This window comes from Mesonia sp. K4-1 (assembly GCF_008017825.1).
GTDB lineage: Bacteria > Bacteroidota > Bacteroidia > Flavobacteriales > Flavobacteriaceae > Mesonia.
The window spans coordinates 51,376-68,397 of sequence record NZ_VRLS01000094.1; the positions used below are offsets into that span (position 1 = coordinate 51,376).

A 17,022-nucleotide genomic window follows, 5' to 3' on the forward strand; every position below is an offset into this window, starting at 1 on the left:
CGTTTAGGTGCTTAATGTAATTGACCTGCTCCAAAACGATTTAGAATTTGTTATGAACTTTATTATTTTCCATTACGCTAATTATTTCTTCGTAATCGTAATAGAGTACACCCCCTACTTTGGTGTAGGGCAATGTGCCATTAATTCTTAAATTCTGTAACGTGCCAGAAGAGATTCCCAAAAGCTTTTTTACTTCAGGGGATTTTAGCCACCTTTTGGTAATATGACCAGATTGGCTATTGAGTAGTTCCTTGATATCATCGAGCAGTTCCATTTTGAATTCTCGAAGGTCGTCTGTGGTAATAATACTTGTGGGCATAATAGAACGGATTAAAAGAAAGGGACTACCGTTTTGCTTTCATCTAAAATGATAGCCCCTGACCTGATTTGACTTTCGTTCTACAAAATTGGGGTAGTTTGCTGGATTTTATTCACAAGTTAGGCCTACTTGGGTGTTTTTCTTCTCTCATTTTCAATGTAATACAATAGAGGGTTTTGGTACTTCTTCAGAAAAAATACCCTATCTAAAAACCACCAAATAAAATGAGATTTTCCATAAAACAAGAAACACCCAAGTTGAAGCATCTTGGGTGTTTTATTTTACGTTATCAGTATCATCCATCCGTTTGGTCAACTGCTTTTTCAGAATATCCAAAAATTTGGTTCTGCCATTTTTACGCATCCGTATTTCCAAAAAAGCTCTGTAATAATCGCCCAAGTCCACTTTAAATGTTTTTTCAACAAAATAGGCAATATCTTTAATGTCAACAGTACCATTATTAATGACATCTGTACTGTGCAAAGCGTATATCAGTTCAATTAAATATATTTTGTGGGCTGTCCAGGTAATTTTGGTTTTACTTTGTAACAATCTTAAACTTGCATAATTTCCATTATTCTCCAATTTATCAATTTCCCGTTTTAAGTGTACAATCAAAAGGTCGTAGGCTAAAATTGAGGCCACGGTACTATCGTGGCTTGTTGCAAATTCTTCATCAACAAAAAAGTGAAATGAGTCTGGGAACAACCGAATATCTGCCTTGCCTCTTAAAAAATATTGCTCATCAAATACAGTAGCTTCCCTGCGGTAATAATGGTAAAAATCAAGATTGTCGTTAAAGTAGGTTTGAAGTTTCTCAATATAATTGTTCAAATACTTTACTTGCGATTTATTGCTTCCCCTGGGTCTTTTACTTTCAATGTTAAATAATTTTACGTAATAAATAAGTTTGCTATAAATTTTTGGTTTAGTACATTTAAAGAAATGAATTTCCTCTAATTTGGTTTCAAATTCATAATCAACTACGATACTTCTAACTGATTTAAGGGTCTGTTTTGCAAGTTTAATCCCTTTTTCAGCTTTGAGTAAAATATCTTGTTCTTCTATTTCAAGAATATCTAATTTATTGTCTAATTTTTTTAATATATCGTCGTAATTTGTCGTCATTCATTCTGGGTATCATTATTTTCACTTAATCTTCTGCAATAACGTTGCATTTAAAATTGTAATTAATTAAATAGATATAAAGTACTTTAGGAATTGCAAGAACAGTACAAAGAAGATTAACACAATAACAACGATTAGAATACTAATCCAAATTATTTTATCTTTTTTGGTAATACTATTTTTTACAGAGGGTACTTTATTGCTTTTTTTATTTCGTCTATTCCGTCTATTTTCCGACATAGAATATCATTTTTACTATATATCAATCATTTCCACTTCAATTTTTGTAGCCACACAAACCACTTGGAATATTTTATTATCTTAATTCATTAATGCTTATGAATATTTCCTTTTAGCACAAAAAAATAAAGCAGAAATGCGGCTATTACCATAAGGATTATCATAAGAATACCTTTGACCTTATCTCTTTTTGTGATGTCGGTATTCGATGATTTCCGATTTTTTTTGTTTCTTCTATTTCTTCTTTTTTGAGACATTCTTTTATACTATTTCCAATTCATCTTCTGTAATCGAACCGCATTCAGAATGGCTAACAAGGCCACGCCTACATCGGCAAAAACTGCTTCCCACATCGTTGCCAGACCACCTGCGCCCAAAACCAAAACCACTGCTTTTACACCAAAGGCCAACCCAATATTCTGCCAAACGATGCGTCTTGTAGAACGTCCTATTTTTATGGCTCTAGCTATTTTACTTGGTTGGTCTGTTTGGATGATTACATCTGCGGTCTCTATCGCCACATCGCTGCCCAAACCACCCATTGCAATGCCAACATCGCTCGCTGCCAAAACCGGTGCATCGTTGATGCCATCGCCTATAAAGGCTACTTTAGTATTAAATTGTTTTTTCAAATGCTCAACTTCGTTGAGCTTATCTTCTGGTAACAAACCGCCTTTTGCAGTATCAATACCCATTTCTTTTGCCACTTGTTGGGTTATGGAATCCTTATCGCCGGAAAGCATTATGATTTTGGAAATTCCAGATTCTCTAATTTGTTTGATGGCTTCGTGGGCATCTTCTTTCAATTCGTCTGCAATGATGACATAGCCAGCGAATTTACCATCAATGGAAACCATTACGATGGATTCTACAATGTTGTCGGTTTCAGATGGAACTTCGATATTATTTGAAGTCATCAATGCTTTGTTGCCTACCAAGACCGTTTTGCCATTTACTTTGCCTTTTAATCCTTTACCCGCGACTTCGGTTACTTCTTTTGCCTGAAAATCTTCGCCATCGGCTTTATATTCCATTATGGCCTTGGCAATGGGATGGGTGGATTGTTCTTCCATTGCCATTAGGTATTTCATAAATTCGGGTTCATCCCAATCAATGGTTTTTATTTCCTTGATTTTGAAAACACCTTTGGTCACGGTTCCGGTTTTGTCCATTACCACTGTGGTTATCCTTGTCATTTCATCTAAAAAAGATGCTCCCTTAAAGAGAATTCCATTTTTTGAAGCTGCTCCCAATCCACCAAAATAACCCAACGGAATAGAGATAACCAAGGCACACGGACAGGAAATTACCAAGAATATCAATGCTCTATATAACCAATCGTTAAACACATAATCATCCACAAAAAAGTAGGGCAAAAATGTTAATCCAATCGCCAAGAATACCACAATAGGTGTATAGATTCTTGCAAATTTTCTAATGAACAATTCGGTTTTTGATTTACGAGCCGTGGCATTCTGGACCATATCAAGGATTCGGGCAATGGAACTGTCTTTAAATTCCTTGGTGGTTTCGATTTCAATAACGCCATCAAGGTTGATGCTTCCTGCAAATACTTTTTCTCCTTTTGCAATGGTGTCAGGTTTGCTTTCGCCCGTTAATGCTGCGGTATTGAACGAGCCTTTTTCGGACAATAAAATACCATCCAAAGGAATTTTTTCGCCCACACGGACTTGCACTTTTTCGCCAATAGCAACGATTTCGGGATTTACAGAAACATAATTGTTGTTCCTATAGACCAAGGCTTCATTAGGTCTTACATCTAGTAATGCCTTGATGCTTCTCTTGGCTCTTTTAACGGCGGCACTTTGGAACAATTCGCCTACCGCATAAAACAACATTACTGCCACACCTTCGGGATATTCGCCAATGGCGAATGCACCTATGGTTGCGATGGACATCAATAAAAACTCGGTAAAGAAATCGCCATTTTTGATGCTGTTCCAACCTTCCTTTATCACAGGAAAACCTACTGGAAGATATGCGACTGCATACCAGACAATACGTATCCAATCTTTAAAAAAAGCTACGTCAAAATAATCCATCGCAATACCAATAATCAGCATTACAAAGCTGAAAATTGCTGGTACATAAATTTTAAATTTCCCTATACTTTCCGGACTGCTATGGTTGTGGCCATCATTGCGCTTGTGATTATCGGATGAAGTTTTATTTAAATCTCTTAAATTCAGTTTCTTTTTTTTCATTTATATCAATTATAATTTTATTTAAATTCACAGTCATTCCAATCTCAACACCAATTGGGCAAACTGCACCTCTATGGTATCATCGATACCCTCTATTAAGGAATCCAAACCAGTATTTGAAACCAATAATTGTCCGGTTGCACTTATCAGGCAGGACATACTTACTCCTTGTTCTATATGGGTAATGGTTGCTTTAAATTGTGATTTAAAGGATTTCCCTTGATAAGTAACATCTATCAGCCAATTAAAGTTGATAGGGTCGTGCCGTTTTGATAAAAAATCCTGTGATGGAATAGTGCCAGTAAACCGAAGTATTAAAGGGTCTTCCCGCTGTTCTAAAAGGGCATTGATTTTAGGACTATATGTTGATAAAGTCTTAAGGTCGAGTACACCATTGACCACTTTGGAATCATAATCAAGATATAGTGCCAATTTATGGCTTTCTGCCTTGATGGGTTTATCATCAACCAAAGTCATCATCATAATATGACCTTCTTCAGTTGTATAAACTTTTTGGGCATTTACCTTATAATAACTAACCAACAAGATTATTAAAAAACAATGTTTAATATTCATAATGCGCATCTTTACTTGTATAATTTAAAAAAGCAGCTTCTACTTTTGCTTTTAATACTATTAATCATTTTGCTTTAAAAAGCATCATAAAAGCTGCCTGCTATTAATTAAGTTTTCACTTAACTTATTTAAATAAAAAATTTCGCTCATTCCTATAACGATTTACCGCTACTTGTTATCTATATCCTTTTCTCGTTTACCGAAATAATAAATTAGCGCAACACTTGCACCTAATAAGCCAAACAGAGTGTTCTCAAAAATTTGATTCCCATTGATATTTAAAATTTCAATGAAATTATTTATTAAATATTGCCATCAATTGATTTCGTAATTCTGGCTGCTAAACGTGAAAATTGTTATCCCAAAAGGTTGAAGGATAAAAACACCTATGGCAAACCCAATTAAAATGGTAATAAGAATGCTTTTTTTATTCATCGTCTGTCTTTTACGGAAGTAAGCTTACTGGCTCTCAATCCAATTTTTGGCATCTTCCTTTTGGTCTATATTGAAATACTTAATATCGGCATTGGTAAAAGGCTTCATAAATTGGGTTATCCAATTCTGCCATTTTTTATCTCCTACCATTGCTATTTTTTCATAGTCCGTGGCGTGGGCTGTGTCCATTTTTAGGTCTTCCCATAAACCAGGTAAATCCCAACCTGTAAAGTTGACCATCTCAAAATACCACCGGACTTTCATTCCTTTGTCCAGTATGGCGTGGATAAGTGGATGGATTTTTTCTATATCTTCTTTTCTCAATTTGCCCGAAGCTTTTGTTGCAACAATATTTTTTTCTTTTAATTCGATTATCTGTAACATTTTATATAGTTTTTAATTAATAATTATCCTTCTAAATCGTAAAACCATTCTTCCGCCCTTATGATGCCTTCTGATAAAGCTTCTTTTGCTGAAATATCTTTTTTTTCAATTAGTTCTTTTGCTATGGACAGGGCTTTTTCTCGTACAATAGGATTTAAGGTATCTAGGTCAGTTTTAAAATCTTCAAACATCCAGTCCATAGCTTCATTTTAATGGTTAAAAAGTTCCTTTTCTTTTTCAGGGTCTATTTCATCTTTTGACTTTTTGTCCAAAAAATAATCAAGCACAATACCCACGATAACAGCACCTACGAACGCTGAATAAACCTGCCAATTAAATTGGATTATCAATGATAGACTTATAAGTATCGCCAAAATGGGTAAAATCGGCACTCGTCCTATAGCCAAAGGAACTTTAAATGGTCGTTCTTGCTCTGGTGCTTTAAACCGAAGCACGATAAGTGCGACATTTACGGCAACAAAAACAAGTAAAGCGCCTAAAGAAGACATACCTGCTACAATCTTAATATCGCCCAACAATAAAAATCCCGCAACTGCTGCCATAACTACAATAGTAGTAACCCACGGTACTTTCTGTGCATTGGTTTTGGTCATAAACTTTGGAAGTTCTCCGACACTGGCCATTCCAAAAAGCAGCCTACTTATGGATATGATACCACTAAAAGCAGCATTAGCCGTAGCAAAAAGTGCAGCGATAGCCAATACCACAGGCAACCAATTGTTGAGATTGGAAGCTGCAAGAGAAAGTGGCGAATCCACGTTTGCCAAAGCGGAAGGGTCTGCAATATTCAAAACCGTAAAAGCAATAAATAAATAAATTATTGTAGTTATTACCATAGTCATTAAAAATGCACGGGGAATTGTTTTCCCTGGGTTCTTAACTTCCGAACCCAAAGCTGCCATATGTTCAAAACCAGTATAGATAAAGAACAGTGTAGCTGTGGCCGCCAAAGTTCCAGAAATCGATTCAATTTTAAAAAATTCTGCTTTGGGTGGACCAGTTTCCAAAAGTCCAAATACTATCAATAATAACAATCCCAAAAGTTGAATGCTGACCATAATAATATTTGCTGTCGACGATTTTGTGATGCCTGTAATACTAATTAATGACAACACCAATAAAATGCCATAACTTATTAGAAGAGAGGGCATATTAAAAAACGTATTGAAATACCCCGAAAAGGCAAGTAACACGGCTGCAATGGTGGCCGAACTATGAAACGCAATCGTCCAACCCGTGAGAAAAGACGGAATATCAATTTTTGGAAATGCCTTGCGTACAAAAATAAATTCCGCACCAGCATTGGGATAGGTAGAGGACAACTCTGCATAGGACATTGCAGAGACACTAGCCGCAATTGCTGCAAAAATAAAACTCAACCAAAGGTCTGTGCCCGCTTGTCCAGCAGCTGCACCAATCACGGTATAGATTCCTGCACCCACAATCGTGCCAACGCCATAAAAGGTAAGTCGAAGCGTACCCAAAGATTTTTTTAGTTCTGCCATATTTTTTAGTTAAAGAGGGTGGAAAAAACCTGAACTGGACCATTGGGCGCAAAGGTTCAAGGTTCAAGTACTCCCACCTGTTATTTTTTCCTGCATTTTTCACATATTCCTTTCAATACAAGGTTCACATCGTTCACTTCATAATCGTCTGGCAAGCTCTCTTCCGATATTTTATTTGGTAAACAGATTGTTTTCCTACAATCGGTACAATGAAAGTGCATATGTAAATCTGTACCGTATTTACCTTTGGCGTTTTCATCAGAAATCGCATATTTTGCCACTCCGACCCCATCATTAATCTGATGAATCAACCCTTTATCCTCAAAAATCTTGAGATTGCGATAAAAGGTCGTTCTGTTTGCTGTTTTATTGGTTTCGCTCTTTTGAACAAAGGCCTTTTTCAAATCGGAAAAGGACACGGCACTTTGTTTCCTTTTTAGGAACTTGTATATCTTCGACCTCATTTTAGTAGGTCGAATCCCGTGATATGATAGTATCTTTTCCGTTTTGGTCATTTTAACCTTTTCAAAAGCAACCCTTTTTTATTAAATTTATTTTTTATAAGCCAAAAGCCTTAACGCATTAAAAACCACAAGTAACGTTGAGCCTTCGTGGATGACCACTGCAATACCGATATTGGCCCAACCCATAATGGTCGATGGTATGAGCAATGCCACAATACCGAGGCTTACCCAAAGGTTTTGCTTAATAATGGTTTTTGCCTTCCTGCTCAAACCTATGGCAAAGGGCAGGGTTTCCAGTTTATCGGCCATTAGGGCAATGTCAGCTGTTTCCAATGCTACATCACTGCCCGCAGCACCCATTGCGATTCCTACGGTGCTGTTTGCCATTGCAGGGGCATCGTTCACACCGTCGCCTACCATTGCGACTTTGGATTCCTGTTCTTTTAATTTTTTAATGGCATCAACCTTTTCCTCTGGCAACAGGCTTCCCCAGGCATCGGTCAACCCAATTTCTTTAGCAACGGCATCGGCAACCTTTTGATTATCCCCGGTTAGCATTATCATCCGTTTGATGCCGATTTCCTTTAATTTTTTCAGTGTTTCCTTGGCCGCTTCCCGTGGGGTATCCATCAGGGCGATGATACCGATATATTCTTTGTTCCTTCTTATGAGCATTGTGGTATTTCCACCACCTTCAAGTTCTTTTACTTTATTCGATATTTCTTCGGGTGGTTTTGCTTCATCGAGGTCTTCGTACAAGTCAAGGTTTCCAATATAGATTTTATCCTTGCCCAAAGAAGCTTTGATACCTTTTCCAAGAACAGCTTCCAAATCGGTCGCATCGGGTATTGAAGTGCCTTCCAGACGTTCTTTTCCATCCCTTACAACGGCTTTTGCCAAAGGGTGGTCGCTCAAATTTTCAACAGCTACGGCTATTTTTATAAGTTCATTTTCTTCTATATCCCCAAGTGGAACAACTTGGGTAAGTTTAGGCTTTCCTTCGGTAAGCGTGCCTGTTTTGTCAAAAGCAAGGGCGGTCAATTCGCCCAAGTCTTCCAGAGGTCGCCCACCTTTAATAAGTACACCGCCCCGTGCTGCCCGTGCCACACCGCTCAATACGGCGCTTGGTGTTGAAATGGCCAATGCACAGGGACTTGCTGCGACCAATACCGCCATCGCCCTATAAAAGCTGGCACTAAATGGCTCGTCGATGACCAAAAAGGCAAAGAGTAGGATACCCACCAATATCAGTACGGATGGTACAAAGTATTTTTCAAACTTGTCGGTCAACAGTTGGGTTGGGGATTTCTGGGTCTGTGCCTCGTTGACCAATTTGACCAGTCGGGACAGCGTAGAGTCTTTGGCTTCTTTGATTACCTTTATTTCCAGCGTGTTATTACCGTTGATAGTTCCGGCGAACACGCGGTTTTCATCATTTATATCATCATCTGCGGAATAGTCCCTGCTCGTATCTTCCACGGGAATTTTGTCCACGGGTACACTTTCCCCGGTAATAGGTGCCTGGTTGACGCTGCTTTTTCCATTGACCACGACGCCATCTGCGGATATTTTACTATTGGGCTTGACCACTATAATATCGCCAATACTCAATTCCTCAATTCCAACTTCTTCGGTCTTGCCATCTTTTTTGAGCAATGCCGTTTTTGGTGCTAAATCTGCCAGTGCCGCAATGGACTTTCGGGCCTTTTCCATTGCATAATGTTCAAGGGCGTGACCCAAACTAAACAGGAACAGCAACAAGGCACCTTCTGCCCATTCTCCCAAAATGGCTGCCCCAATGGCTGCAACAAGCATTAAGAAGTCAATTTCAAAACCGCCTTTGGCGACGGTCTGTACTGCTTCCTTGGCCGTAAAGAAACCACCGAAAAAGTAAGCACCAATATATAAAGTAAGACTGACCCAATCTGGGATGGATTCTACATAGGAAAGTCCGAAACCTATTCCGAGAAGTGCCCCACAGATAATGGAAAAAATGAGCTCCGTATTTTTACCGAAAATACCACCGTGGGCGTGATCTTCTCCTTCATCGTGGGTCTCGCCCTCTGTGGAAGTTTGTTCTTTAGTATCTTCCTTCTTTGAACGCTCCTGTTTTTTGGATGCTTTGGTGTAATCATTTTCGTTTGAAGAACTCCGCTGAATCTGAAGCTCTTCTTTTTCAATTTGTTTACTTATTTCATCAAAATTCGTTTGCTTTTTATCAAATTCAAGTCGTACCATTCCAGAGCCTGAAACGGAAACTTCCAAAACTCCATTGATTGTCAAAAGGCTTTTCTCTATGGAACGAGCCTGCCTTGTGTGTCTGATTCCTTTAACTTCAATGAGCAAATGCCCGTATTTTTCGGTAATCTCGGCACCAGTACTTTCGGCGAGGGATTGAATGCGGTCAATGGAAATGATATCTGGGTCATAATGAAAACAGAGCTGCGGCACATCATCTCCGTTTGCATCGGCAATGTGCACTTTTTCGATGCCCTCTTTAGCTTGTAGTTTTTGAATAAGCCTTTCAACACAAGAATCTTTTTCGTTAGGAACTTGCGGAAGGATGACCGGTATTTTTAGTTGTAGTTTTTCCATTTTTTATTTTTATTTTATCCACTCTTTGGCATCGTCTTTTTCTTCGGTCTTATAAAATTTTATATGAGCTTCTGAAAAAGGAAGCAATACCTCGGTAAATTGCTCCTGCCATTTAACGCTACCCACCAAAGCAACACGCTTTAAATGCTTTTCATTCGGAAGGTCTAATTCAATTCCCTTCCAATGTGCCTCTGCTGTCCAACCTTCAAAATTTTCCATCTCGATGTACCAGAAAACTTCCGGATGGGCAGTTATATGTTCTGTTAAGACTGGTATCAAGTTTTCATAATCCTTGGCATCCAGCTTTTTCTCTGCCACCATATATACAGTAGCTTCTTTTTTATAGATTGACATCATTACTCACTATTTATAAATGATAATTAAATTTAAAAACCAAACGTTTAATCCTAATTGCCACTGCATTTTTCGCAAATGCCCTTTACCACCAAGTTGATATCCTCGGTAATATAACCATCAGGTAAGTTGATGTGAGGGATTTTATGCTCTGTTAAACAGACCGTTTCATTACAATTGTTGCAATGAAAGTGCAAATGAAGGTCGTTGCCGACCTCGCATTCACAATTTTCTTCGCAAAGGGCGTATTTTATAACTCCCGTACCATCCTCGATTTGATGCACAATACCTTTTTCTTCAAACGCTTTCATAGTCCTAAATAGGGTACTTCTTTCACTGACCTTAAAATCCTTTTCCAAGTCGCCAAGGCTGATGGCCACATTCAACTCTGCCAACCGCTTATATGTCATAAGGCGCATAGCTGTAGGTCGTATTCCTTTGCTTTCTAAAAATTGAACTATTTTTTCCATTTGTTTAAAAAGAGATTTACAGGTCGTGCCGTTTTAAGGAATCTCCTGTTTTAATCTGAAAGGCATCTTCAATATTTGCTATATAAATAATACCATCTCCAGGCCCGTCGGTTTTGGCGTTGGCTATAATTGTTTCAATGGCCGCTTGGGCTTCCTCATTTTGACAGACCAATTCCAATTTTACCACAGGACTATCTGTTACGTGAAAATCTAGCGACGGTCTTGCACCTTTTGCCTTGAATGCGCCCGTGCCTTCTGCTTGTGAAAGGGTCATACTTTCAAATCCATTGTCAGAAAGTGCTTCAATGACTCTTTGGATTCGGTTTGGTTTTATAAATGCTTTTATTTCTTTCATCTGTTGATATTTATTTGTTTTTTAATGGTCATATGTAATTCCCCAATCAACATTGTGGTTGGTATCCACATTGTTATAGCTCATTTCATATTTTTAAATTTTTAATCGATTTTGAACCGAGCCTGTTTTTTAATTTTTAACTAACTAATTAAGACGATAAACAAACTCGGAATCAAAATCTTTGATTGTTATTGAATTAATGTCCGTGTTCCAGTTCGCCCTTGACCATTTCCGAAGACAGGTTATAAGCTCCGTTTATCACGACTTTGGCATCCTTTGAAACTTCGGCAGGCAGGTTGACTTCAACAAAGCCTAAATCAGTAATACCAACCGTTACGGGTATCATTTTAAATTTCATTTTGTCCGCTTCCATTTCTTCATCTTCATCCAAAATAAAAATAAAGGATTGCTCGCCTTCTTTTATAATGGCAGCTTCCGGTACGGCAAAACCCTTTTTCTCGCCTTGCACTATTCGCCCTTCCACATACATACCCGGCAATAGGTTTTTATCCTTGTTTTCAATATCTGCCAGAACTTCCAAAGCTTTTGGGTCTGTATTGAAGGTTTTACCAACAGACCGAACGGTTGCTTTAAGCAGTTCATCTGGACGAGAGGCCGTGGAAAAATATATCTGTTGCCCTTGCTTGATTTGCTTTATGTCCTTCTCATATACTTTGAAGTTGACATAAATTTTTGAGTTGTCGCTTATCGAGAACATTTTGGATTGTTGTGCCACGTAATCGCCAAGGCTAATCATTACTTCATCCACATACCCACTTATAGGCGAGGTAATGGGAACAGCGGAATATATCTGTCCTTCCGCCACTTTGTCCGGGTTAATGCTCAACAGTCTCAATTGGGACCGCAAACCATTGACGCTGGATGTTGTAGAACGAAATTTTGACTGTGCCATTTGAAATTCCTTGCCAGAAGAAACACCTTTATCATAAAGAGTCTGCTTGCGCTCAAAATCCTGTTTCAAAAAGACCAATTCATCATTTTTTTCCTGATAATCTTGTTGCATTGCAATGATATCAGGGTGTTCTATATATGCCAACACCTGTCCTTTGCTTACGTTATCTCCGGGTATTACTTTTATGGAACTCACATTTCCACCAACAAAAGGACTTATGTTCGCCTTGTCCTGTGGGAAAAGTTCCAGCGTTCCTGTTACCTTAATGTTGTTCCCTAAATTGCGTTCCTCCAAAAGTTTCATTTCCAAACCTATGGTTTCGGCCTGTTGCTTTGTGAGTTCCACAACGCCTTCTTCCTCGCTGTGACCTTCTTCTTCTCCTTCACTGTGGCCTTCCTCGCCGTGTGCATCTTCTCCAGCTTCATTGGTTTTTGATACGCCTTCGGCTTCGTTATGCCCAAGTTCAGATTTTGGGGCATCATTACAACTCATAAACATAAGTGTAAATAATACGGTACTTACTAATAGTATATTCTTCATTTCTCTTTTTTTAAGGTTATAAATTGCCCAATTGATATTGCATATCAATGGTCTGCTGGTTAAACTGATTGATGTATTGTAAATGGTTTTGTTTAATGCGGATGGCACTATTGAGAATCGTGATGTAATTGACGTAATCTATTTCGCCTTCTTTAGATGCCAATTGTGCGGTGGTAATTTGTTCTTCTGCCAAGAGTAGTGCGCCTTCTTCGTAATATTGCAAAATCTTCTTTGTTTTTTCAAGGGATTTGGTCAATTGCGACACACGACTTTCCGTGACCGCCTTTTGTTCCAAATATTGATTCTCTGCTACCATTGCGTCTGCCTTGGCCGCCTTGACCCTCGACTTCTGGGGAAAAAACCACAACGGAATACTAATACCTGCCTGATAGGTGTTGAAGCCTGAAACATCATCCACAACCTGTCTGCCATACGATAAACTGAATTTCGGCAGGAATTGTGATTTCTCAACACCAACGTTTGCCTTGCTTACTTCGGCATTTTGCAACGCATATTGCAACATTGGGTTATTGGCCACCGAAGTGGAATCTAACATTGCCATAAAATCCAATGTTTTGTATGGTTCACTAATCGTTTCAATGGATTCATCCGTTCCCAAATATTGTTTTAAGGCACGTTTGGCTATTTCAATATCATCAAAGGCTTGTTGCCTTAATACTTGAATCTGTTGAAATTCTGAAGAGGCTGAAATAAATTCCAACTTACCTGTTTCTCCCGTATCATACCGAAGTTGGGCAGCGGTCTTAAAATTGGTATAAATACTGTCCAATTGGTCTGCAAAACGCAATTGTGCCTTGTAATAATTAATTTGGTCATACGCCTGCATCACATTACGCACCAATTGTTGTTCACTGGCCACATAAAACTTTTCTCCCAAGGCAATACGCTCTTTGTAAAACTTCGATTTTGAAAAACCGGAAAGCAAATCAATGTTGCCCTGTTGCACACCAACGGTTGTCTGCACTCCAGGAAGATTATTTCCATATTCTTCTTTGCCCGTGAAAACTTGAGTGCTACCAAGGTCAAAACTCGTTCCCTTTAGTGCCTTTTCCCGTTCAATAAATGCTTGGCTCTCTTTAAGTGATGGATAATTCTGTTTAGCCATAGCAATAGCCTCATCAATGGTCAAGGTCTTTGGGATTGTACCATCTTGATTGGTGTCTTGGGCAAATGAAGTACCAGAAGCCATCAAACCTCCAACCATCAATAATACGGTTACAATATTGGTTGATTTTTTAATATAACTTACATCTCCACCATTGTCCTTCTTTTCTTTTCGGGATTCCAGCCAATAATAAAGAATAGGAATAACCACCAAGGTCAGAAATGTTGCCGTAAGCATTCCTCCAATGACTACTGTCGCCAAAGGTCGCTGTACTTCTGCACCACCAGAGGTAGAAATCGCCATTGGGATAAAACCCATAATTGTTGTAATGGCTGTTAATAAAATTGGACGTAAACGTTCGTGCGTTGCTTCGTATATACGTTTTTTTAAATCTGTCATTCCACTGTCTTTTAATTCATTGAATTTGTTTATGAGTATGAGTCCGTTTAATACGGCAACTCCGAAGAGCACGATAAACCCGACTCCGGCAGAAATACTGAAAGGCATTCCACGAATCAACAAAACGAAAACACCACCAATGGTCGCCAAAGGCACTGCCATATAGATCATCAAGGCCTGTGTAACTGAATTTAAAGCAAAGTAAAGCAGAACAAATATTGTTAATAGAACGATTGGAACTACAATCATCAATCGGTCTGAAGCACGTTGAAGGTTTTCGAAAGAACCTCCGTAGGTTACAAAATAACCTGGTGGCAGTTTCACGTCCGTTTCCAATTTTTGTTGAATTTCCTCGACCATCGATTTTACATCGCGCCCACGAACATTGACCCCTACCGAAATACGACGGGAGGTATTGTCCCTTGAAATCTGCATCGGACCTGGCTTATAGCTGATATCTGCAACCTCCTTTAAAGGTACTTGTGCACCGTTTGGCAGGTCTATGAAAAGGTTTTTTAAGCTATTGATGTCTTGTCGATATTCCTCTGCCAAACGAATGACCACATCGAATCGTTTTTCCCCTTCAAAAATGACTCCTGCCTGTTCTCCAGAAAATGAAGCACTTACATAATCATTCAGCTTGTCAACGGTTACACCGTATTGTGCCATTTTTGCCCGGTTATACACCACTGTCATTTGTGGCAAACCGCTTGTAGCTTCTACATTGAGGTCAGCCGCTCCGGGAACGGTTCTGATGACCGCTGCGATTTCCTGTACCTTGTCTGCCAAAACGCCTAAATCTTCTCCGTACAGTTTGATTGCCACGTCCTCACGAACCCCTGTAAGCAATTCATTAAAACGAAGTTCTACAGGTTGGGTAAACACGAAATTTACGCCGGGAACTACTGAAATTTTTTCCTGTATTTTTTCTATCAGTTCTTCTTTACTATCTGCGGAAGTCCATTTACTCTTATCTTTTTCAAGAATAATATAACTATCGGCAATATCCATAGGCATCGGGTCTGTCGGTATTTCGGCCACACCAATCCTAGAAACTACTGTTTTTACTTCCGGAAACTCATTGATTAACTTCTGAAGTTTCTCTGAAGCCTCAATAGATTCTGTAAGACTGCTCCCCGGTTTTATCAATGCTTGAAATGCAATATCGCCTTCATCAAATTTAGGGACAAATTCTGCTCCCATATTGCTGAAAATAAATCCTGAAATCAAAAGCAAGGAAACCGCGCCTATAACCACACCTGCCCGAAAGCGAAGTGCAAAATTTAATATAGGCAGATAGATACGATTCAGAACATCCATAATTTTATCACTGAACCTATCAATCTTGTTTTCAAACTTGGCGAACCAACTATTTTGATTTTTAGCAGGTTTTAAAAATAATGATGACATCATTGGCACGTAGGTAAGACAAAGGATAATCGCTCCTAAAACGGCAAAACCAAATGTAAATGCCATTGGCCGGAACATTTTCCCTTCCACACCGGTCAAAAAAAGAATCGGTGTAAAAACTATAAGAACAATTAGTTGACCGAAGAAGGCAGAATTCATCATTTTACTTGAAGAATCATAGGCGATTTCATCCATTTCAGCTTGGTTGATGGCGGTTGTGGATTTTTTCATCCGTTGATGAATGTGGAAAACCGCTCCTTCCACGATAATCACCGCTCCATCTACAATAATTCCAAAATCGATCGCACCCAAGGACATTAAATTTGCCCAAATGCCAAATTGTTTCATCAAAATAAATGCAAATAATAGACATAAAGGGATTATCGAAGCTGCTATCAAGCCACCACGGAAGCTTCCCAAAAGTAAGACCAAAACAAATATGACGATTAGGGCTCCTTCTATTAGATTGTTTTTAACGGTACTTGTGGTTGCCTCAATAAGTTCACTTCGGCTTAAAAAAGCATCAATATAAACACCTTCCGGCAGGGATTTTTGAATTTCTACAATACGCTTTTCCACATTTTCAATCACGTCGCCTGGGCTTTCGCCTTTCAGCATTAAAATTTGTCCACCAACAGTTTCGTGTCCATCTTGGGTAAACGCACCATAACGCACTTGATTACCATAGCCTACTTTTTCCGCGACATCACGTATTAAAACCGGGCTTCCATTTTGTGTGGTTACAACCGTGTTTTCCAAATCGGCAATACTTCGTGCCAGCCCTTCGCCACGGATAAAATTGGCTTGGTGGTTTTTTTCGATATAAGCTCCACCAGTATTGGCATTGTTCACTTTAAGGGCCTCAAAAACCTGATTCATTGTAATGCCAAAACTTTTTAGTTTATCAGGATTTATGGCAACTTCGTATTGTTTTACATAGCCTCCAAAGGCATTGACCTCAACGACTCCGGGGACTAGTGCCATTTGGCGTTTAACAATCCAATCTTGGATGGTACGAAGCTCCATTGCGTCATATTTGTCTTCATAGCCTTCTTTTACTTTTAAGGTATATTGAAAAATTTCGCCCAGACCTGTTGTTATGGGTGCCATAAAAGGTGTGCCGAAACCTTCAGGGATTTCTCCAGCAACTTCGGTCAATTTTTCCTGTACCAATTGCCTTGGCAGATAGGTTCCAGCCTCATCCTTAAAGACAATGGTAACCACCGAAAGACCAAAACGGGACACCGAACGCAGTTCGATAACGTCTGGCAGATTTGCCATTGCCAATTCCACAGGGTAGGTAACAAATTGTTCTATATCTTCTGTCCCCAAGTTAGGGGCCACGGTTATTACCTGTACTTGGTTGTTTGTTATGTCGGGTACAGAACCCAAGTTTATAGTAGCCATAGACCAAATGCCCGTACCAACCAATGCCACTATAAATAAGCCAATAATAAATTTATTATTGATGGAAAATGAAATGATTTTGTTAATCATAGAAAATGTATTAATTCAGTTTAAAACTTACGATGCGAATAGGTGCAACGCATTTATATAGCAATG

The 17,022-nt window shown here is 38.8% G+C and carries 14 protein-coding genes; all 14 read right to left on the minus strand.

Annotated elements, in window-relative coordinates; genetic code table 11:
• Positions 1–40 precede the first annotated feature (40 nt).
• Complete coding sequence (locus FT986_RS15170; protein ID WP_025743375.1) at positions 41–319, minus strand: helix-turn-helix domain-containing protein; 279 nt, start codon at positions 317–319, stop codon at positions 41–43.
• 276 nt (positions 320–595) lie between these two features.
• Entirely contained in the window at positions 596–1,447 is an 852-nt protein-coding gene (locus FT986_RS15175) for an RteC domain-containing protein (protein ID WP_027126739.1), read from the minus strand.
• Positions 1,448–1,953: 506 nt separating this feature from the next.
• Positions 1,954–3,912 carry a heavy metal translocating P-type ATPase gene (locus FT986_RS15180; RefSeq protein ID WP_076547101.1) on the minus strand — a complete coding sequence of 653 codons (1,959 nt, stop codon included), beginning with the start codon at positions 3,910–3,912 and terminating at the stop codon, positions 1,954–1,956.
• A 33-nt stretch (positions 3,913–3,945) separates the two neighbouring features.
• The gene (locus tag FT986_RS15185) at positions 3,946–4,488 is read right to left on the minus strand and encodes a hypothetical protein (RefSeq protein WP_027126741.1); all 543 of its coding nucleotides are present in this window, start codon (positions 4,486–4,488) and stop codon (positions 3,946–3,948) included.
• Between the two features lie 459 nt (positions 4,489–4,947).
• Complete coding sequence (locus tag FT986_RS15190) at positions 4,948–5,307, minus strand: STAS/SEC14 domain-containing protein (RefSeq protein ID WP_027126742.1); 360 nt, start codon at positions 5,305–5,307, stop codon at positions 4,948–4,950.
• Between the two features lie 23 nt (positions 5,308–5,330).
• A complete protein-coding gene (locus FT986_RS16040) occupies positions 5,331–5,507 on the minus strand; it encodes a hypothetical protein (protein WP_164674149.1) in 177 nt (58 codons plus the stop codon).
• Between the two features lie 9 nt (positions 5,508–5,516).
• Complete coding sequence (locus tag FT986_RS15195) at positions 5,517–6,833, minus strand: APC family permease (RefSeq protein WP_027126743.1); 1,317 nt, start codon at positions 6,831–6,833, stop codon at positions 5,517–5,519.
• Positions 6,834–6,913: 80 nt separating this feature from the next.
• On the minus strand, positions 6,914–7,348 hold the full coding sequence (locus FT986_RS15200; RefSeq protein ID WP_026753622.1) for a Fur family transcriptional regulator: 435 nt from the start codon (positions 7,346–7,348) through the stop codon (positions 6,914–6,916).
• A gap of 36 nt (positions 7,349–7,384) precedes the next feature.
• The gene (locus FT986_RS15205) at positions 7,385–9,892 is read right to left on the minus strand and encodes a heavy metal translocating P-type ATPase (protein ID WP_044403645.1); all 2,508 of its coding nucleotides are present in this window, start codon (positions 9,890–9,892) and stop codon (positions 7,385–7,387) included.
• Between the two features lie 9 nt (positions 9,893–9,901).
• On the minus strand, positions 9,902–10,249 hold the full coding sequence (locus FT986_RS15210) for an STAS/SEC14 domain-containing protein (protein ID WP_028281653.1): 348 nt from the start codon (positions 10,247–10,249) through the stop codon (positions 9,902–9,904).
• 50 nt (positions 10,250–10,299) lie between these two features.
• The gene (locus tag FT986_RS15215; RefSeq protein WP_026775391.1) at positions 10,300–10,716 is read right to left on the minus strand and encodes a Fur family transcriptional regulator; all 417 of its coding nucleotides are present in this window, start codon (positions 10,714–10,716) and stop codon (positions 10,300–10,302) included.
• 16 nt (positions 10,717–10,732) lie between these two features.
• Positions 10,733–11,071, minus strand: coding sequence for a P-II family nitrogen regulator (locus FT986_RS15220; RefSeq protein ID WP_026775392.1), 339 nt, complete (start codon positions 11,069–11,071; stop codon positions 10,733–10,735).
• Positions 11,072–11,267: 196 nt separating this feature from the next.
• On the minus strand, positions 11,268–12,524 hold the full coding sequence (locus tag FT986_RS15225; RefSeq protein ID WP_026775393.1) for an efflux RND transporter periplasmic adaptor subunit: 1,257 nt from the start codon (positions 12,522–12,524) through the stop codon (positions 11,268–11,270).
• A gap of 16 nt (positions 12,525–12,540) precedes the next feature.
• The gene (locus FT986_RS15230) at positions 12,541–16,956 is read right to left on the minus strand and encodes a CusA/CzcA family heavy metal efflux RND transporter (RefSeq protein WP_147865766.1); all 4,416 of its coding nucleotides are present in this window, start codon (positions 16,954–16,956) and stop codon (positions 12,541–12,543) included.
• Between the last annotated feature and the right edge of the window lie 66 nt (positions 16,957–17,022).